Genomic DNA, 18231 nt, shown 5'->3' on the forward strand with positions numbered 1-18231 from the left:
GTCAGGCGAGGCTACTCATGCAATGTCATCCCCGCAATATTCTGCCAGTAGCCGTTGCAATGCTCGGCGGCATTTATCGGCAGCGGATTCAGCCCCTTTTCATTGGCGCGGAAATCCGCCACCACGTTGAGCGTTGCCACGTTCTGCGGCGAAAGCCGCACGATGTCTACCCATTCCTGCATCATGAGCAGATCATTGCCAAGGTTATAGCAGGCCGCGCTCTGAGTCTGAATGCCGTTGAGCACGAAGAGCGGCTGGTTCTCCTGTGACAACACCTGTCGGCCCTGCGGATAACGAATGCAGCAGTTTTCGCACTCATCCTTGGCGCGATTTTCGGCCCGTGCCGTAAAACAGCGCGCCGAGTAGGCGAGCGGAAGGTGACCATAGGCCAGCACTTCAACCTCGAACAGCCCCCGAATGCCCAGCGTTTGACACTGCGTCAGGAGCTTGACCAGCCAGTCGCGGGAAAGCTCGACCGGCATGCACCACCGCATCATTCCCTGACGCTGCAAGATTTTCAACGTCGCCGCGTTATAGCAATTGAGGGCATGACCCGCCACAAAAGGCAGCCCGCGTTCGACCGCCATATTTACGGTTCCAAAATCGTTGGCCTCCAGTAAAAACTCGCCGTTGTCGACATAGCGCTTGATTTCGTTCAGCTCGGAAGGCGCTTGCAGCAGCGCAAGGGTTGACATGACAACCTGCTTGCCGCTGGCGCCAATCTGCCTGCCCAGCGCGAGCCAGTCGCCAACTTTCATCTCCCGCCGTTTGCTGCAAACATTTTCGCCGAGGTAAATAATCTCGGCCTCGCTTGCGATAGCTTGCTGATAAAACGCCTCGATATCTGTTTTCGGCCAGTGATAAAGCAGCGCTCCTAATGAGTATTTCATGATTTTTCCTTAATCACTGCCATTCACGGTGATAGGCGCCGAGTGTGGTCTGCGCGCCTTCAGACAGCTCATCGAGCGCCTTTTCCCAGCTTTGTTCCCTGATAAATTCCTGAGGATTTCGCTGGCAGCGGTCAATGGCGGCGCGCCAGACGCGGGTGACCTGGCTGACATACGCCGGGCTGCGCTGGCGGCCTTCGATTTTCACCGACACGATATTGGCGGCGAACAGTTCGGGCAGCAGCGACAGAGTATTCAGGCTGGTGGGCTCTTCGAGCGTGTGATAGCGAACGTCGTCGACGCGATAACGTCCTTTGCACAAAGTGGGATAACCGGCGTTCTCGCCGGGTTCATAGCGGTCAATCAGCACGTCGTTGAGCCGCGCTTCCATACCCTGCGGCGTTTGCTGCCAGCGAACGAAACGGGCAGGCGAACAGGCACCCGCCGTGTTGGGAGATTCGCCGGTCAGGTAGGATGAGAGGTAGCAACGCCCCTCGGCCATGATGCACAGACTGCCAAAGGCAAACACCTCAAGCGGGACCGGACTCACGCGGGAAAGCTGCCGCACCTGATGCATCGACAGTACGCGCGGCAGTACCACGCGGGCAATATCAAAATTGTTTTTATAAAATCGTATCGCCTGTTCGTTGGTCGCTGACGCCTGCACAGACAGATGGCGTTCAACCTGTGGATAGCGCGTGGCGGCATACTCAAGCATCGCCAGGTCGGCGAGAATAAGCGCATCGGCTCCCAGCTGTGCCGCCATATCCACCGCCCGTTCCCAGCGCTCAAAGCCGTCGGGATGAGCAAAGGTATTAACGGCAATATGCAGTTTGCGACGCCGACGATGCACATAGTCAGCGGCCTCGCGCAGTTTTTTCTCGGTGAAATTAAGCCCTGCAAAATGGCGGGCATTGGTGTCATCCTTCAAACCGATATACACCGCATCCGCGCCTTCATCTATTGCCGCTTTCAACGCAGGCAGATTGCCTGCGGGGCAAAGTAGCTCCATCGTCGCCTCCGGGGTTTCGTTAAGGGACCGCCGTCAACAACGGCCGGTATCGGGGGTTATCTTAGAGAAGGTAGGCGGCCAATATTTTGATTTGCGGCAGTTTACGGGGAGTTTGGCGCAGGCAAAGAAAGGCAGAGGTTGTGCGCGGATTATTTCTGGTGCACTATTTTTATATGACAATATTGATTTGGGCGACGGTACGAAACTGTCGATATGGCAAAATAGGCCGTCCCCGCATCACGATTGTGCATAGCGGCGTTAGCTTAAGGAGAAGTGCCAGTGTTGCAAAAACGATGTGTACAATTGCGTGCACAATGGGTGCATCAAGGACCGTCACTGCTCAAGGTTCCAGCGAAATTCATTCCTTTTGCTCTCAAGCGCAAAGTGCTGGAACAGCTGCTTGGCTGGCAATTTCAGGAGGCCCTCGACGAGGGTGAACTCGATTTTCTGAACCATCGCTGGCTGCGCATCGAGATAACCGATCTCGACCTGCAATGGCTGATGACGCTCGAAAACGGCAAGCTTCGGGTATGCCGACACGGCGAGGCCGATGTCAGCTTCAGCGGTAATGCCAACGACCTGATTCTGGTCGCCGCCCGAAGAGAAGATCCTGATACGCTGTTTTTCCAACGGCGTTTACGTATTGAAGGAGATACTGAATTGGGCCTGAATGTAAAAAACCTGATGGACTCCATCGAGCTCGACAGCATGCCTGCTTTACTGCGCCACGCGCTCGACCACCTGGCGGCTTTTGTAGAAGCCGGACGACAAGAGGACGGCGAGTTATTCTCACCGGCAGTATCACCATGTTAATTAGAGTTGAAATTCCAGTGGATGCCGCAGGCATCGACAAGTTGCTGCGCGACGCCTTCGGGCGGGATGTCGAAGCCGATCTGGTTCAGCGTCTGCGTGAAGACGGCCTGATGACCCTGGGCATCGTCGCGACCGATGACGAGGGCGGCGTTGTCGGATATGCCGCCTTTACGCCCGTGGACGTGCACGGCGAAGATCGCCAGTGGGTTGCGCTCGGGCCTATGGCCGTAGACGCTTCGCAGCGCCGTCAGGGAATCGGCGAAAAGCTGATTTACGAGGGGCTTGATGCCCTGAACGAGTTTGGCTATGCCGCCGTTGTGGTGCTGGGTTCACCGGACTACTACGGTCGCTTTGGCTTCAAGCCCGCCGCCGATTACCAGCTCCACTGCCGCTGGCCTGACTCCGAAAAATCTTTCCAGCTGTATGTTCTGGCCGACAACGCGCTTGAAGGCGCGAACGGACAGGTGGAATACCCTCCACATTTTAATCACATTTAAGCGCTACGCTGTATGTGTTAATAGGCCAATATTTTACCGTTGGCCTATTATTCTCCTTCCAGGTTTGCATAACGTGCTTATTCTCGAAAATGACCTTAATTGCTAAAAAATAACCGATACTTTTTTGTATTCGATAAATCTTGTGCAATGAAAATTATTAATCACCTTAAAATCATAGAGTTGTGGTAATTTTCACGTCGTTTGATTACTTTTAGAAGTGCAGTCCAAAATAACAGCACAAATTGGTAAATTGACGATATTTAAATCATCGCTTGTGCGCTTAGTGCTGTTCTTATAATAAAATGCCGTTTGCCTGTAAAATATCAAATATGGGTCACAGAATATTGCCTGTTGTGGAATATTATAAGCGCCACTGAACTTTAAGAATTATAAGGAATCTAAAGTGGCCAATAAACCTTCTCTTCGCTTCAACAAGCTGACGCTGGCATGTACCGTTGGACTGCTATTCGGTTCGGCCCAGGTATTGGCCGCCGAAGGACCTTTCTCGCCGACTTCGACCTACATGCTGGGTGACTGGGGCGGCGAACGAACCGCACTCAAAGATGACGGCGTCGATTTCCAGGTTAACTACACCGGTGAAGCCGGCAGCAACTTTGCGGGCGGCTACGACACCAATACCACTGCGCGCTATTCAGACCAGTGGCAGTTCGGCGTTGACCTTGATTTAGACAAGCTGCTGAACTGGAAAGACACCGAATTCCAGATGACCGTCACCAACCGTAACGGCCGAAATATCTCCAACGATGCCGTTGGCGATCCGCGTACCAGCACACTTTCTTCCTCGCAGGAAGTCTGGGGCCGTGGGCAAACCACGCGTCTGACCCAGTTCTGGATCCGTCAGGGCTATTTCGACGATACGCTGGATATCAAAGCCGGCCGTGTCACCGTGGGCGAAGACTTTGACTCTCTGAAAAGCAACTTCCAGAACCTTGCGCTCGGCAGCGGGCAGGCCGGTAACTGGCGTGGCGATCGCTGGTACAACTGGCCGGTTTCCCAGTGGGGTGGCCGTATCAAGCTGAACCTGTCGCCTGAGTACTATGCTCAGGTGGGTATCTACAATCAGAATCCGAAAAACTATGACACCGGTAACGGCTTCCGTCTGGATACATCAAATTCCATCGGCAATCTTATCCCACTGGAGTTTGGCTGGTTGCCGAAACTCGGCCCTGAAGAGCTGCCGGGTAAATACGCGCTGGGCGCCTACTACAGCTCCACCAAGGGCAACGTCTACAGCAGCGGTGAAATTCAAAACGGTGCGATGACTTATAGCGACGAAGCGCACTCCTACGGCGGTTACCTGCTGGTCCAGCAGCAGCTGACTTCTGTCAATGGCAACAAGGATCGCGGTCTGTCGCTGACGGTTCAGGCCGTGATGAACGACAAGAAGACCTCGAGCACCGACAACTATCAGTCCGTGGCGCTGACTTACATGGGGCTGTTTGATGGTCGTCCAAAAGACGAGATTGGCTTCGGCGTAGGGCGTATTCACGTCAATGACGATTTCACCCAGACGCAGCGTGATCAAAACAATGCCAATGGCGTGAACAACTACAGCAATCCAACCTATCTGCCGGTGCAGAGCGGGGCGGAATATAACTACGAGCTGTATTACGGAATTCGCGCTACAGAGTGGATGACCATTCGTCCAAACCTGCAATACATTGCGGCACCGGGCGCAGTGAGTCAGGTTAAAGATGCCTTCGTCGGCGGTGTGACGGTCAACGTCGCGCTGTAAACGAAGCGTTCAGGGCTATTTATCCATAGCCAGCAAGAACGCCGCCACATCAGAAGAGCAGCTGCGAACCAGCTGCTCTTTCTGTTTTTTGCTCAACTGCTTGACCCGATATTCCAGCTTCGACGCCTCGGCGCGATCCCCCGCCGCACAGTGATACACCAGCGTCAACTCGCCTTTTCCCCGCAGTGATTTCGCCCCTTTGCCGAGCTGATGCTGGTTGAGACGGCGCATGACATCGGTGGTAATGCCGGTGTAGAGCATGCCCGTCGGCGTGCGCAGCATGTAAAGATGCCAGCCGTTGGCGGAAGGAAGAGAAGGCGCGGCAATGTCGGTCACGGAATAACACTCTTTCTGGCGAATCGAACGATAGAGCAGATTAACCCACAGCCTTTTGAATAAGTGAAGCAAAACCGCATCATCCGCAAAACCTCGGACTTTAACTTGTCTGACATCGCGCTAAACTGGACTCCCCTTTTTCGGAGCCGGACATGAACGACGCTAACGATATCGAGATAATTCGCCGCTTTCTGGGCGATAACCACGTGCTGGCGCTGTGCGCGCAGGCCGAAGACCAGCTGTGGAGCGCCAACTGCTTTTATGTGACGGATGCCGACCCGATGTGTCTGTATTTCATGACTGAACTTAAAACGCTGCACGGCGCACTGATGGCGAAAAACCCCAAATCGTCGGCACGATTGCGACCCAGCCCGAAAATATTGCCCTGATTCAGGGGATTCAGTATCGCGGTCGCGCCACGATTTTACAGGGTGAAGAAGATGAACGTGCGCGTGCGCTGTACTGCAAACAGTTTCCCATCGCCGCCTCCATGAAAGCGCCTGTCTGGCAGTTGGCGCTGGATGACATCAAGATGACCGACAATACGCTGGGGTTTGGCACCAAACTGTGGTGGAAGCGGGAGCCATGATCAAACTGAAGCCGTTGAGTTACTTCAAGGCCGTTTGTGAACATGGGTCAATTTCGGCGGCTTCCGACGTGCTGTTTATCGCCCAGCCGCCGCTTAGCAAAGCGTTGCATCAGTTGGAAGACGAGTGGGGCGTTAAACTGTTTGACCGCTCAAGCCGTGGCATGACGCCCACCGAAGCCGGGACCTATCTTTATCGCCGCGCCAGCGATCTGCTGCAAATGGCGAGCGAAATCGACGAAGAGATGCAGGCCTTTGGCGAGGGCGATCGCGGTGTGGTGCGCATCGGCACCGTATCGATGGGCATTCCTCGCGTGGCTGCCGCAATGAAACGACTTAAAAGCGAACATCCTCATCTCGGCTTTTCCCTGCAACAGGGCGATACGGGCTATCTGGAGGAGTTGCTGGACAGGCGGCGCATCGACGTCGCGCTGGTGCATCTGCCGCTGACCACACGCGATGAAGATTTGGCTATCCAACCCCTGGCCCGTGCCTGTTTTCGCGTGATGTGTCTTGCCGATTCGCCGCTGGCGCACCACAGGCAAGTGACGCTGACGCAACTCGTCGAGTGGCCGCTGGTGGTCATGCGGCGTAAATCCGGCTTTGGCGTGTATGACAACGTCATGCAGTTTTTCCTAAAAGCCGGATTAAAACCGCAGATTCTGGCTGATGCCTCGGATGTACCCATGATGAAATATCTGGTCGAACAGGGAATGGGCGTAGGCTTGTTGCCGATGCTGGAAGAAAATCACGAGGTGTCGACGCTACTGACGCTGCCGGTGCCTGAACTTGACGCCGTTGCCGACGATCTCGTGTTGATCTACCGTTCGCCCCACCCTTGTCATACGGTGCTGCGAACGGTAATCGACGCCTTTGTCGCCTGAACCGATAGCGGGTATTAGCCCTTTGTTTTCAGTTCGGGAACGGCGGGCATGACGCCGAAGTCAGCCATATCCGCCGGTGAAAACTTGAAGTTCGGATTATATTTTTGTGGATCGGTAATGAAATCCGGTTCGGTACTGCGCCAGGTGAAAAAGCAGGTCTTGCAGTGGAACACCGTCCATGCGCCTTTGACAGGCGAATGACTCAAGGCTTCCGGGCCGCCTGACTCACAGCGCGGGCAACGTTCAGGGTGCAAGCTCATATTTTCGGGTTTCATACATTTTTCTCCTGCCTGAATTAATCGCGGTTGTCCGGGTTTTGCATCATCGATTGCAGCTTCTCGACCCACACGTCTGTGGTGATAGGATCACGCAGTTCCTGCGAAAAGTGCCCATGATCTTCCGGCGCCTTGGGCGTGGTGGCATCGATAATCACCTTGCTGGTCATGCCCGCAGGCTGCGATGCAGGGTCGAGTGGCAAAATAGAGAGGCCCGGAACCGTCACCAGATCATATTGCGGATTAAACTTGGTCGACATGGCCCACATCACCTGCGGCAGGTTGAAAGGATCAATGGTTTCGTCGACCACAATAACCATTTTGGCGTAACCCAGCCCGTGCGGCGTTGTCAGTACGCGCATGCCAATTCCCTTGGCGAAACCGCCGAAACGGGTTTTGGTCGACACAATGACCACCAGCCCGTGGGTGTAGAGCGCGTTGACCGCCACCACTTCGGGGAAGGCCTCTTTCAGCTGCACATACAGCGGTGCGCAGGTGTTGATGCCCATCATGTAGTCGATTTCGGTCCAAGGCATGCCGAGATAAAGATGTTCGAACACGGGATTTTTGCGGTGCGACACTTTGGTTATCTCGACCACCGGCATCTGACGACCGCCCGAGTAATGCCCTGTAAATTCGCCAAAAGGCCCCTCGGCTTCCCGCACCCGCGACAGAATACGGCCTTCAAGCACGAATTCGGACCCCCACGGCACGTCAAGCCCGGTCAGTTCGGCCTTCACCACCGGATAAGGCACGCCGTTAAGTGCGCCTGCCATTGCGTATTCCGATTGGTTGTAGAGAATCGGCATCGCGCCGACGGTGCTTATCATCGGGTCATTGCCGATAGTAATGGCGATAGGCAGATCAACGCCCAACTCTTCGGCGCGCTGGAGATGAATCGCGATATCATGCGCCGGAACAGGCTGTAGCCCGAGACGGTTTTTACCTTTCACTTCAATGCGATAAATACCCACGTTCTGGCTGGCTTCATGCGCTTCGCCTTCAAGGGAAGGATCGCGCGAGACTACGCTCGCCTTGTCGATATAAAAACCGCCGTCGCCGTGGTTGAGACGAAACAGCGGCAGAATATCGAACAGGTTTATCTCATCCTCAATGATGGTTTCCTGCCACGGCGCGCTGTCGCGGTGTTCGACCTCGCCGGGATAATTCTGGTAGCGGCGAACGAACTCGAAAAACTGCTGCTTGAGCGGCGTGTTTTTCGGCATGTCCATTGCGATAGCTAGATTCGGCCACGAGCCGTGAACGTTCATCGCGATTCGGGCATCGTGGTAACCCAGAATATTTTCAAACAGCAGCGCGGGTGAGGTGTCGCCCAGTTTGGCGGCGGCGCAGGCGGCGGCCGAAATGTCCGGCTCCGGCGTAACCTGGTTCGGTGATGTGCAGCAACTGCTGCTGTGCGTCTAGCGCGTCAAGATAACTGCGTAAATCGTGAAACGGCATGGTTATGGCTCCTTTAACCCAGACTTTATTCGATTATCTGAGGCACGGAGCCTTTGGAACATGACTTAAAAAGATCGGCGGTATAGCTTTTTTGTATGGCACAGGGCAGGACGGCGGTCATACACCTTTAAGGCTCAGGCGAGGGAAACGCGGTGCGCCAGACACTGCGCCTGCTGCAACACGTCCATCAGGTTCGCAAGCGTGTCGTGCAAATCGCCATCGTTGTTCAACCGTCGACACGTCGCGGGCAGACCTTGTTGATACTCGGCCGCTCGGCGCAGGCGCTGTTCGATTTCGATGGAGGATTCCCTTGCGCGTGCCTTGAGCCGCTCTGCCAACACCTCGGGCGACACATGCAGATACACCGGAAGCAGCGCATCGCCATAGCGTGCCAGCGCCTCGGGCAGATGCGCCCGTGAGCCGTTGACTACCACGGTAAAACCCTGTTGCATCCACAGGTCGATTTCAATACCCAGCGCGTAGCGCGTTTCATGCGCCTGCCAGTCGAGCGCAAAAAGGCCGCGCGACTGACGCAGGGCAAACTCGCTGTGACTCAGCGCAATGTGATTCTCTGCACCGGCATGTGCCGGACGCGTGATATAGCGGTGCGCCACCAGCAAGGCCGGCGGCGTTTTCTCCCGCAGCGCGTCGAGCAGGCTGTCTTTGCCCGACCCCGACGCCCCCACAACATAGACCAGTTTTGCCATCAGAATATCTGTATTCCCTGACGCCAGACGTTTTGCACGTAGTGGTTCTGCACATAGTGATGCGGGTCATGTGCGCGTGCCAGTAGTAGATCTGCGCGTTTCCCCTCGGCAATCACGCCTCTGTCTTCCAGCCCCAGCGCCTGTGCCGGATTTCGCGTGACCAGCGCCACTGCCTGCGGCAGCGTCAATGCATTGCTGTCATCTTTGGCGATGCGAAACACGGCATCCAGCAGGCTGGCGGGATAATAGTCGGAAGAGAGAATATCAAGCAGGCCGAGCGATGCCAGATCTTTTGCCGCCACATTGCCGGAATGCGAGCCGCCCCGCACGATATTGGGCGCACCCATCAACACTTGCAGTCCTTCTGCGCGCGAGGCCCGTGCCGCTTCTTCTGTAGTCGGGAATTCGGCAATCACGCTGCCCAGCGCCCTGGATTCCAAAACGTGGGCGGCGGTCGCGTCGTCATGGCTGGCAAGCGCGATGCCACGTTCACGACAGTGCGCGGCAATCGCTATCCGGTTCGGCTGCGCCCAGCGGCGGGAATTCTCCATCTGTTCATGCTGGAACGCTTCCATCTCCTGATCGTTAAGCTGATATTTTCCCTGATAATATTCGCGATATTTCTGCGGCGTGGAAAACTGGCGCTGACCCGGCGAATGGTCCATCAACGACACCAGCGACACGCCGGACTGCGTCATCAGCTGTTCGAACAGCGGCAGGGTGGTTTCATGCGGCAGTTCACAGCGCAGATGCAGTCGATGTTCGGCGCGATTCAATCCGGCCTTTTGGCTGTTGATCACCGCATCGATCATTTTCTGCAAATTATCTAGGCGATGGCCGCCGTCGCGCACGTCGCCAACCCCGATGGCGTCCAGCACCGTCGTAATGCCGCTGGCAACCATCAGCGCGTCATGGCTGCTCATCGCCGAATGGGCAGGCCAGTCGACCTTCGGACGCGGAGTAAAAAACTTGTCCAGATTATCGGTATGCAGTTCGACAAAGCCGGGCATCAGCCAGGCGCCTTCTGCGTCGAGAGCCTGTGAAAGCTGACTGGAATTATCGGAAAATGACGCGATAACCCCTTCTTTTACCTCAATCGATCCCTTTACCGTTTCATTTGCCAACACCAGATTGACGTTCGTAATAATCATGCCATTTTCTCCGCATTGGCCAGTTCCGGGGTCATGACGTGCAGACGATCCGCGACACGCGCACGCACGTCTTCATCATGGAAAATACCGACCACGGCGGCACCGCGCGCCTTGGCCTGTTCAATCAGCGCGACCACGGCCGCGCGGTTTGTTGCATCCAGCGAGGCGGTCGGTTCATCGAGCAGCAGCACGGGATAATCGACAATAAAGCCACGGGCGATGTTTACCCGCTGCTGTTCTCCTCCGGAAAAGGTCGACGGCGCAAGCGGCCAGAGGCGTTCCGGCACATTGAGATGCTGTAGCAAGGCAGCGGCGCGCTGCTCCGCCTCGGCTTTGGCCACGCCCAGCTCGACCAGCGGTTGCATGACCAGCTGGAGCGCGCTAATTCGCGGGATAACGCGCAGGAACTGACTGACCCAGCCGACGCTGTGGCGGCGTACCTCGAGAATCTCTCTGGCCTGCGCACTGACCATGTCTACCCACTGCTCGCCGTGCCTGACCCAGATTTGGCCGCTGTCGGGCAGATAATTGCCGTAAAGCGAGCGCAGCAGGGTAGATTTCCCGCTACCTGAATGGCCGTGCAGCACCACGCACTCCCCGGCGTTCACTTCGAGGTTGGCGTCGGAAAAGACCGGCAGCCGGATGCCCTGCTGATTGTGCAAGACAAATGTCTTGCCGAGTTTTTCGACCTTAAGTCTGATTGTCATGGCATTTTCTCATCATGGATTCAGGACAAAACGGAGGACACGAGCAACTGGGTATAAGGGTGATGCGGATCGTCGAGTACGCGATCGGTTAACCCACTTTCCACCACCTGACCCTGTTTCATCACCAGCAAGCGGTGGGCCAGCAGCCGCGCCACGCCCAAATCGTGGGTCACAATCACCACGGCGAGCCGCATTTCCACCACCAGCGTGCGCAGCAGATCCAGCAGGCGGGCCTGCACCGACACGTCCAGTCCGCCGGTGGGTTCATCCATAAAGACCAGGCGTGGATGGGTCACCAGATTGCGGGCGATTTGCAGGCGCTGCTGCATTCCGCCGGAAAAAGTGGTCGGCAGGTCGTCAAGACGCGAAATCGGGATCTCGACGTCTTCCAGCCACTGACCGGCCTGCTTGCGAATATGGGCATAATTGCGTTCGCCGATAGCCATCAGCCGCTCGCCGATATTGCCGCCCGCCGACACCTGACGACGCAGGCCGTCCATCGGATGCTGATGCACTACGCCCCAGTCTGTACGCAGCAGGCGGCGGCGATCGCTCTCCGCCATCGCGTACAGCGACTGCGCGGACTGCACGCCGTTGTCATAAATCACCCGTCCCTGCTGCGGGGCAAGGCGGCCTGAAATCGCGTGCAGCAGCGTGGTCTTGCCCGATCCCGATTCACCGACTATCCCCAGCACTTCGCCGGGATGGATCTGGAAGGACACGTCGCTGAAGCCTTTGCCCGGCGCATATAAATGGGTCAGATTTTCAACCGAAAGTAGCGGATTCATTGCGGTCCGTTCTCCTGTGAAGATGCGGTTGCGCCCCGTTGGGCGCAGTAGTCGGTATCGGAGCAGACAAACATCCGGTTGCCGAGGTCGTCGAGCACCACCTCATCGAGATAGCTATCGTGCGATCCGCAAATCGCGCACGGTTGATCCCATTTCTGAACGGTAAAAGGGTGATCCTCGAAATCCAGACTTTCGACTTTGGTAAACGGCGGCAGGGCATAGATACGCTTTTCGCGACCCGCGCCGAACAGTTGCAATGCAGGCATCATGTTCATCTTCGGGTTATCGAATTTCGGAATAGGCGAAGGATCCATCACGTAGCGATCGTTAACCTTGACCGGATAGGCGTACGTCGTGGCGATATGGCCGAAGCGCGCGATATCTTCGTAAAGTTTCACCTGCATCACGCCGTACTCTTCCAGCGCGTGCATTTTTCGCGTTTCGGTTTCGCGGGGTTCGATAAAGCGCAGCGGTTCTGGAATCGGCACCTGATAGACAAGAATCTGATCCTCGTGCAGCGGCGTTTCGGGAATGCGGTGGCGGGTCTGGATCAAGGTCGCGTCACGGGTTTTTTCAGTGGTTTCAACGGCGGCCACATTCTTGAAAAAGCGGCGGATCGATACGGCGTTGGTGGTGTCGTCCGCGCCCTGATCGATAACCTTCAACACGTCGTCCTGACCGATCACGCTCGCGGTAAGCTGAATACCGCCGGTACCCCAGCCGTAGGGCATCGGCATTTCACGCCCCGCAAACGGCACCTGATAACCCGGGATAGCCACGGCTTTGAGAATGGCGCGGCGGATCATGCGCTTGGTCTGCTCGTCCAGATAACCCGGATTGTAGCCCGTGACCGTTGTCTGACCGAGGCGCTTTTGACTAGTTTTCATCGGAGGATTTCCCCTTCATCATCGCCTTTTCTGCAGCGGATTCGCGCAGGCGCTGTAACAGCTCCAGTTCGGCCTGGAAGTCGACGTAATGCGGCAGTTTCAGGTGCGAGACAAAACCGGCGGCCTCGACGTTATCGGCATGCGACAGCACGAATTCTTCGTCCTGTGCGGGGCTGCGAACCTGCTCATTGTGCTCTGTGGTTTGCAGCGCGCGGTCCACCAGCGACATCGACATCGCCTTGCGGTTCGGCTCGTCCAAACACCAGCCCGTAACCTCGGGTGAAGTGCGGCGGTTTATCTTCCGGCGTAACGAATCCATTGACCATTTCACATTCGGTCAGCAGGATTTCGCCGATATCGATGGCAAAACCCAGCTCTTCGGGCACTATCTCGACCGTCAGCCATCCCGTGCGGATTTCACCGGCAAACGGGTGTGTGCGGCCATAACCGCGCTGGGTGGAGTAACTTAGAGCCAGCAGGAATCCTTCGTCACCGCGCACCAATTGCTGCAATCTTGCGGCACGCGTAGCCGGATAGACGGGCGGTGTGCGGGTGATATCGGCAGGTTCGCTGCCGTCGTCCTCTTCGAGCACGGCCAGTTGCTGACTGGCCAGCAGGTCGAAAACGTGGGCGCAGGATCCCGGCAGGGTGTCGTCCGCTTCGGGCGCGGCAGGGGGCAACCCTTCGGCCAGCAGCGCAAAGTCGAGCAGGCGATGGGTATAGTCGTAAGTCGGCCCCAATACCTGACCGCCCGGCAGATCCTTGTAAATCGCCGACACGCGCCGTTCCAGACGCATCCCGGCCGTATTCAGCGGCTCGCTGGTTGCCAGACGCGGTAGCGTAGTCCGATAGGCGCGCAGCAGAAAAATGGCTTCCACAAGATCACCGGAGGATTGCTTGATAGCCAGCGCGGCAAGCTGCGGATCGTAAATACCGCCTTCGCTCATCACGCGATCCACGGCCAGCTCAAGCTGCTGCGCTATCTGATCCACCTCGATCTCGGGCACCTGCGTGTCGCCGCGGCGCTGGTGGGCCAGCAGTTCATGGGCGGCCTCGATGGCTTTTTCGCCCCCTTTGACAGCGACGTACATTAGCAGGCCTCCACGCGGCTGGTGCGCGGCAGGGCGAGCAACTGCTCACCGTGGGTTATCATGAAATCCAGCCCCAACGGAAAGCGGTGCGGACGATGCAGCAGATAGTCTCTGACGGATTGCGGCAACTGCGGCGCGACAATGCGTGATTGCTCGATACCCGGCCCGCTCAGGCGCAAAGGTTCGCCGCCCTCGAGAGAATCCACCTGCACTATCACGCTGGTCGCCAGCTCCGGCGACATTTCATCACCGCACGGGAAGGCGAGCAGGGTGGCGCTGTCGAGTGACGTATTGGCCAGCGCAAAGCTGACGCTGCCCGGATCGTCGGTAAGCATCGCGCCGGTATGGAAACGCAGGTTCTTTCGCAGGATCTCGTCGTCAAGCTGCGCACTGATCCAGAGCGGCGTGTCGCGGTCGATAAGGGTCAATAGAACGCAGGCGCTGGCGGAGTCGAGCAGGCCGAAGCCCGGCATGGCGGGCAGTTGTACCACGGTGCCCGGTTCACTCAACGCCTTGAGAATGCGGCGGAAACTGTATTGGGCATCGGCAACAGGATGCTGAAAGCTGGCAACAAGTGACATGATTATTCTCCCCGAACCAGAGTAAAGAAATCGACGCGGCTGGACGCAACCTGCCGCGCCCTGGCTTCGCGACGCGCCTGCTGACGGGCGGCCAGCGGCGCAATAACGCGTTTGTGCAAGAGTTCGTCCATTCCCGCTACCTGTAACAGCGCATCGAGGACGGCGCAAAGTTCGGCGTGATCCTTGTCGCGACCGCGCACATAGCTGTAGCCATACACGCCGGAGGCAAGCTGGATAACGGCGCGGGTAACCGTCATGTCGCCCATCACGAAGCGCTTGCCGGTACCGCCCATACGGCCCTGCAACTGGGTCAGACCGGTTTCCGGCGGACGTATAGGTTCAAAGGTGGGGCTGAGATTCAGCGGCTGCCAGTGTTCCAGCAGCTCCTGCGGCTGACTGTGCGCCAGCACCGACATCCAGCGTCGACGGGTTTGCAAGGCGTCCATTAATGCTCCATGGTCAGTTCAATCATGTCGGCACGCGTCAGACTGACGGAATATTCCGCAAGGCTGCCGTTGCTGTCACAAATGTTGAGGGTACGCACGCAAAGCAGCGGAGCCTGCGGGACTATCTCCAGGAGCTTGCTCTCTTTTGCCAGCGCGCGGCGGGCGTTGATCCGAGTCGAGCGACGGCTTAGCGGCTGCTTGAGTTCGTGGGCGATAAAATCATGCAGCGAGCCGCTGCGAAAATGCTGAAGCGCAGACCACCAGTCGAGATCCGGCAGATAGTGGTCAATAACGCACACTGGCACATTATTCACACGGCGCAGGGTGCGCAGATGAATGACGGTATCGCCTTCCTGCTTGCCGAGGGCCGTAGCGACATGCTCCGTGCAGGGGCGCATCACCGCCAGCAGCAGTTCGCTGGTGGGATGACTGCCCTGATCCAGCAGGTTCTGGCTGAACCGCGCCTGCGAATGCAGGGGATAGTCGTACGGGCGCATCAGCACCAGCGTGCCGATTCCCTGTCGACGCTGAAGCCAGCCGCGGTTCGACCAGTTCATCCACCGCACGGCGCAGCGTGTGGCGATTGACGTCAAAACGTTCGGCAAGCTGGTTTTCCGGCGGCAGATAGTCGCCGCAGCGATAGTGACTGCGCAGTTCATGCTCGAGCTGCGCGGCAATCTGCTGATAGCGCGTCGGGTAACTGGTCGGATGTCTAGATAAGTTAATCACAATGAATACCTCGCTGACGGAGTGACGTGTACGAGATTGGCGACCCTGCCTGGGCAAGAGAAAATAACGCGCGGAATGGCGGTAAATTGCGGCATGATGTCAACCTCGGTTCGACGTTGGCATCATCTTGCAGGGGGTAAATGACAGTTCGGTGAAGCGCGGATTGCAGAAAAGTGAAGAATGCGGAGGGCGGAATTAGCGCAGATGCCAGATTATCTGATTGCTGCTACCCCGCCAGATAAGCGCGGGATCATGCTGTTCCTTGACAAATTTCCCGTCGATCAACACGTTAATCCGCGCGATGGTCTTGCGTTGATCCGCGCTCAGTTCGCTCATGCGATAACCGGTCCACAGCCAGATATCTTTGCCGACACACTCCTGTGCGATGCGTTCGAGCAGGCGGTTGATGGCAGCCAGATTTTGTGGATGCAGGGGGTCGCCGCCCGACAGCGACAGCCCCTGACGCGGGATTCGGGTGTCCTGCAAATCGGCAATAATCCGCTCCTCCATGACCTGGGTAAATGGCCTGCCGGATGCCAGCTGCCAGGTACTCTGGTTGTAGCAACCGCGACACTGATGCTCACAGCCCGAGACAAACAGCGTGCAGCGCGTGCCAGGCCCGTTGACGACATCGACGGGATAATAGTCATGAAAATTCATTGGATTACCCTATTTCTCCGTTGCCGAGATGTTTGACCCGGCGTTTGACTTCTTCCTGTTTGCCCGCGTTGAAAGGCCGCGCGTCGGGGCTGCCGAGATAACCGCAGACTCGCCGCGTGACCGACACTCTGGCCGCATCGTGGTTGCCGCATTTCGGGCAGGTGAAGCCCTTGCTGGTGCAGGTAAACTCGCCGCTGAAACCACACTGATAGCACTCGTCGATGGGCGTATTGGTGCCGTAATAGGGCACGCGCGAGTAGCTGTAATCCCAGACATCTTCCAGCGCCTTGAGGTTGTGTTGCAGATTCGGGTATTCGCCGTAACAGATAAAACCGCCGTCGCTTATGGGCGGAAAGGGCGCTTCGAAATCGAGTTTTTCATAGGGATTGACCCGTTTTTCGACGTCGAGATGGAAACTGTTGGTGTAATAGCCTTTGTCGGTTACGCCTTTGATGACGCCGAATTCGGCGGCGTCGAGACGGCAAAATCGATCGCACAGATTTTCGCTGGGCGTGCTGTAAAGGCTAAATCCGTAGCCGGTTTCCTCTTTCCAGCGTTCGGTGGCGGCCTTGAGATAGCCGACAATCGCCACGGCTTTGACTCTTGACATGTGGGCATCGAAGGGATGTTCTGCGCCGCCATACAACGCGTTCAGGGTTTCGTGTATGCCGATATAACCCAGTGAAATGGAGGCGCGGCCGTGTTTGAAGATTTCGCTTATTTCATCGTCGGGCTGCAATCGCACGCCGCAGGCCCCTTCCATATACAGAATGGGGGCGACGCGGGCTTTCACGCCGTCAAGCCGCGCAATACGGGTCATCAGGGCTTTTCTCGCCATTGAAAGGCGTTGGTCCAGCAGTGTCCAGAATGCCTTTTCATCGCCTTTGGCTTCCAATGCAATGCGCGGCAGATTCAGGCTAATCACGCCGATATTGTTGCGCCCGTCGTGAATCATTTCGCCCTGTTGTTCGTAAACGCCGAGGAAACTGCGACAGCCCATCGGCGTCTTGAACGACCCGGTGACCTTGACCACCTGATCGTAATTGAGAATATCTGGATACATCCGTTTGCTGGCACAGTGAAGCGCCAACTGTTTGATATCGTAGTTGGCGTCGCCCGCCTTGTGATTGACGCCGTCGCGGATGGCGAATACCAGCTTGGGAAAGACCGCCGTTTTACGATTCTTGCCAAGGCCCGCAAGGCGATTGCGCAAGATAGCCTGTTGAATCAGGCGCGACGGCCAACTCATTCCCAGCCCGAAACCAAAGGTCACAAACGGCGTTTGACCATTGGCGGTATGCAGCGTGTTCACTTCATATTCCAGCGACTGAAAAGCATCGAAACACTCTTTTTCGGTCAACCGACGCGCGTAGGTTTCAACATCGGCAATCTGCCATTCCTGCGCCGTTTTTTTATGCTTTTCAAAAGATAGAGTGACGAAGGGCGCAAGGATTTCATCGATGCGGTTGATGGTTGTCCCGCCATAAATATGGCTGGCGACCTGCGCTATGATCTGCGCGGTTACCGCGGTGGCGGTCGAGATGGATTTCGGGGTATCAATCTCGGCGTTGCCCATTTTGAATCCGCGAGTAAGCATGCCTTCAAGGTCAATCAGCATGCAGTTGAACATCGGAAAAAGGGCGCGTAATCAAGGTCATGATAGTGAATTTCGCCGCGCTCGTGCGCCTGCACCACATCCTGCGGCAACATCTGCCGACAGGCATAGTGTTTGGCGACAATGCCCGCCAGAAGATCGCGCTGAGTCGGAATGACCTTGCTGTCCTTATTGGCATTTTCATTCAGTAACGCGAGATTGCTTTGCTCCACCAGGCCGCGAATGTCCTGATTCAGCGGGCTGTGCAGTTCGCGTTTCAGGTCACGGCGATGCGCCCATGCGCGCAGCCTTTGCGCAAATCGGCCAATGACCGGTAATGAAGGAAGGGCTGATTTCACACTGTGCGTCCTTGTAGGAGGAAT

16 protein-coding genes and 5 pseudogenes are annotated in these 18231 nt (G+C 56.7%); 5 read left to right on the forward strand and 16 right to left on the reverse strand.

The window, feature by feature from the left end:
- Positions 1–11: 11 nt before the first annotated feature.
- A complete protein-coding gene (locus O1V66_RS19695; protein ID WP_045049031.1) occupies positions 12–890 on the reverse strand; it encodes a U32 family peptidase in 879 nt (292 codons plus the stop codon).
- 13 nt (positions 891–903) lie between these two features.
- The gene (gene ubiU, locus O1V66_RS19700) at positions 904–1899 is read right to left on the reverse strand and encodes a ubiquinone anaerobic biosynthesis protein UbiU (protein WP_045049032.1); all 996 of its coding nucleotides are present in this window, start codon (positions 1897–1899) and stop codon (positions 904–906) included.
- Positions 1900–2178: 279 nt separating this feature from the next.
- Between ubiU and ubiT the strand changes: the two genes are divergently transcribed.
- The 3 genes from ubiT (at position 2179) to O1V66_RS19715 (ending at position 4965) form a co-directional block, all read left to right on the forward strand.
- Positions 2179–2712 (forward strand): ubiquinone anaerobic biosynthesis accessory factor UbiT, encoded by a 534-nt coding sequence (ubiT, locus tag O1V66_RS19705; RefSeq protein ID WP_045049033.1) that lies wholly within the window; start codon positions 2179–2181, stop codon positions 2710–2712.
- The gene (locus O1V66_RS19710) at positions 2706–3209 is read left to right on the forward strand and encodes a GNAT family N-acetyltransferase (RefSeq protein WP_045049034.1); all 504 of its coding nucleotides are present in this window, start codon (positions 2706–2708) and stop codon (positions 3207–3209) included. Before ubiT ends, O1V66_RS19710 begins: the two co-directional genes overlap by 7 nt.
- A 403-nt stretch (positions 3210–3612) precedes the next feature.
- Positions 3613–4965: a carbohydrate porin gene (locus O1V66_RS19715; protein WP_045049035.1), complete on the forward strand. Its 1353-nt coding sequence runs from the start codon at positions 3613–3615 to the stop codon at positions 4963–4965.
- A 15-nt stretch (positions 4966–4980) separates the two neighbouring features.
- On the opposite strand, the gene O1V66_RS19720 is transcribed toward O1V66_RS19715, so the two are convergent.
- Entirely contained in the window at positions 4981–5247 is a 267-nt protein-coding gene (locus O1V66_RS19720) for a GIY-YIG nuclease family protein (protein WP_045049211.1), read from the reverse strand.
- A gap of 206 nt (positions 5248–5453) precedes the next feature.
- On the opposite strand from O1V66_RS19720, the pseudogene O1V66_RS19725 reads away from it, so the two are divergent.
- A pseudogene (locus O1V66_RS19725) lies at positions 5454–5890 on the forward strand (YhbP family protein).
- The gene (locus O1V66_RS19730) at positions 5887–6771 is read left to right on the forward strand and encodes a LysR family transcriptional regulator (protein ID WP_045049037.1); all 885 of its coding nucleotides are present in this window, start codon (positions 5887–5889) and stop codon (positions 6769–6771) included. The pseudogene O1V66_RS19725 and the gene O1V66_RS19730 overlap by 4 nt, the downstream one beginning before the upstream one ends.
- 14 nt (positions 6772–6785) lie before the next feature.
- Here O1V66_RS19730 and O1V66_RS19735 read toward each other — a convergent pair whose 3' ends face one another.
- The 13 genes and pseudogenes from O1V66_RS19735 to nrdD all read right to left on the reverse strand — a co-directional run bounded on the left by O1V66_RS19735 (position 6786) and on the right by nrdD (position 18177).
- Positions 6786–7046, reverse strand: a complete 261-nt coding sequence (locus O1V66_RS19735; RefSeq protein WP_277619541.1) for a non-oxidative hydroxyarylic acid decarboxylases subunit D — start codon at positions 7044–7046, stop codon at positions 6786–6788.
- Between the two features lie 20 nt (positions 7047–7066).
- Positions 7067–8507, reverse strand: a pseudogene (locus O1V66_RS19740) (non-oxidative hydroxyarylic acid decarboxylases subunit C).
- A 134-nt stretch (positions 8508–8641) separates the two neighbouring features.
- Positions 8642–9214 (reverse strand): ribose 1,5-bisphosphokinase, encoded by a 573-nt coding sequence (gene phnN / locus O1V66_RS19745; protein ID WP_045049039.1) that lies wholly within the window; start codon positions 9212–9214, stop codon positions 8642–8644.
- The gene (phnM, locus tag O1V66_RS19750; protein WP_045049040.1) at positions 9214–10365 is read right to left on the reverse strand and encodes an alpha-D-ribose 1-methylphosphonate 5-triphosphate diphosphatase; all 1152 of its coding nucleotides are present in this window, start codon (positions 10363–10365) and stop codon (positions 9214–9216) included. The genes phnN and phnM overlap by 1 nt, the downstream gene beginning before the upstream one ends.
- Positions 10362–11072, reverse strand: coding sequence for a phosphonate C-P lyase system protein PhnL (gene phnL / locus O1V66_RS19755; RefSeq protein ID WP_045049041.1), 711 nt, complete (start codon positions 11070–11072; stop codon positions 10362–10364). Before phnL ends, phnM begins: the two co-directional genes overlap by 4 nt.
- A 20-nt stretch (positions 11073–11092) precedes the next feature.
- Positions 11093–11860 (reverse strand): phosphonate C-P lyase system protein PhnK, encoded by a 768-nt coding sequence (gene phnK / locus O1V66_RS19760; RefSeq protein ID WP_045049042.1) that lies wholly within the window; start codon positions 11858–11860, stop codon positions 11093–11095.
- Entirely contained in the window at positions 11857–12747 is an 891-nt protein-coding gene (locus O1V66_RS19765) for an alpha-D-ribose 1-methylphosphonate 5-phosphate C-P-lyase PhnJ (protein ID WP_045049043.1), read from the reverse strand. Before O1V66_RS19765 ends, phnK begins: the two co-directional genes overlap by 4 nt.
- Positions 12737–13838 (reverse strand): annotated as a pseudogene (locus O1V66_RS19770) (carbon-phosphorus lyase complex subunit). The gene O1V66_RS19765 and the pseudogene O1V66_RS19770 overlap by 11 nt, the downstream one beginning before the upstream one ends.
- Entirely contained in the window at positions 13838–14419 is a 582-nt protein-coding gene (gene phnH, locus O1V66_RS19775) for a phosphonate C-P lyase system protein PhnH (RefSeq protein ID WP_045049045.1), read from the reverse strand. The pseudogene O1V66_RS19770 and the gene phnH overlap by 1 nt, the downstream one beginning before the upstream one ends.
- Positions 14420–14421: 2 nt before the next feature.
- The gene (gene phnG / locus O1V66_RS19780) at positions 14422–14865 is read right to left on the reverse strand and encodes a phosphonate C-P lyase system protein PhnG (RefSeq protein ID WP_045049046.1); all 444 of its coding nucleotides are present in this window, start codon (positions 14863–14865) and stop codon (positions 14422–14424) included.
- Positions 14865–15591: pseudogene (phnF, locus tag O1V66_RS19785) on the reverse strand (phosphonate metabolism transcriptional regulator PhnF). The gene phnG and the pseudogene phnF overlap by 1 nt, the downstream one beginning before the upstream one ends.
- A 198-nt stretch (positions 15592–15789) precedes the next feature.
- Complete coding sequence (gene nrdG, locus O1V66_RS19790; protein ID WP_045049047.1) at positions 15790–16254, reverse strand: anaerobic ribonucleoside-triphosphate reductase-activating protein; 465 nt, start codon at positions 16252–16254, stop codon at positions 15790–15792.
- Between the two features lie 4 nt (positions 16255–16258).
- Positions 16259–18177 (reverse strand): annotated as a pseudogene (gene nrdD, locus O1V66_RS19795) (anaerobic ribonucleoside-triphosphate reductase).
- Positions 18178–18231: the final 54 nt, after the last annotated feature.

Origin of the sequence: Rouxiella chamberiensis, assembly GCF_026967475.1 — a bacterium.
GTDB classification, from domain to species: Bacteria; Pseudomonadota; Gammaproteobacteria; order Enterobacterales; family Enterobacteriaceae; genus Rouxiella; species Rouxiella chamberiensis.

What these genes read in the sequence shown, in the direction of transcription:
- O1V66_RS19710 (WP_045049034.1), top strand. Translation starts at nt 2,706, where the DNA reads ATGTTAATTAGAGTTGAAATTCCAGTGGATGCCGCAGGCATCGACAAG.
- O1V66_RS19765 (WP_045049043.1), bottom strand. Translation starts at nt 12,747, where the DNA reads ATGAAAACTAGTCAAAAGCGCCTCGGTCAGACAACGGTCACGGGCTAC.
- phnH (WP_045049045.1), bottom strand. Translation starts at nt 14,419, where the DNA reads ATGTCACTTGTTGCCAGCTTTCAGCATCCTGTTGCCGATGCCCAATAC.
- ubiU (WP_045049032.1), bottom strand. Translation starts at nt 1,899, where the DNA reads ATGGAGCTACTTTGCCCCGCAGGCAATCTGCCTGCGTTGAAAGCGGCA.
- nrdG (WP_045049047.1), bottom strand. Translation starts at nt 16,254, where the DNA reads ATGAATTTTCATGACTATTATCCCGTCGATGTCGTCAACGGGCCTGGC.
- O1V66_RS19695 (WP_045049031.1), bottom strand. Translation starts at nt 890, where the DNA reads ATGAAATACTCATTAGGAGCGCTGCTTTATCACTGGCCGAAAACAGAT.
- phnG (WP_045049046.1), bottom strand. Translation starts at nt 14,865, where the DNA reads ATGGACGCCTTGCAAACCCGTCGACGCTGGATGTCGGTGCTGGCGCAC.
- phnM (WP_045049040.1), bottom strand. Translation starts at nt 10,365, where the DNA reads ATGATTATTACGAACGTCAATCTGGTGTTGGCAAATGAAACGGTAAAG.
- phnN (WP_045049039.1), bottom strand. Translation starts at nt 9,214, where the DNA reads ATGGCAAAACTGGTCTATGTTGTGGGGGCGTCGGGGTCGGGCAAAGAC.
- phnL (WP_045049041.1), bottom strand. Translation starts at nt 11,072, where the DNA reads ATGACAATCAGACTTAAGGTCGAAAAACTCGGCAAGACATTTGTCTTG.
- O1V66_RS19730 (WP_045049037.1), top strand. Translation starts at nt 5,887, where the DNA reads ATGATCAAACTGAAGCCGTTGAGTTACTTCAAGGCCGTTTGTGAACAT.
- O1V66_RS19720 (WP_045049211.1), bottom strand. Translation starts at nt 5,247, where the DNA reads ATGCTGCGCACGCCGACGGGCATGCTCTACACCGGCATTACCACCGAT.
- O1V66_RS19735 (WP_277619541.1), bottom strand. Translation starts at nt 7,046, where the DNA reads ATGAAACCCGAAAATATGAGCTTGCACCCTGAACGTTGCCCGCGCTGT.
- phnK (WP_045049042.1), bottom strand. Translation starts at nt 11,860, where the DNA reads ATGAATCCGCTACTTTCGGTTGAAAATCTGACCCATTTATATGCGCCG.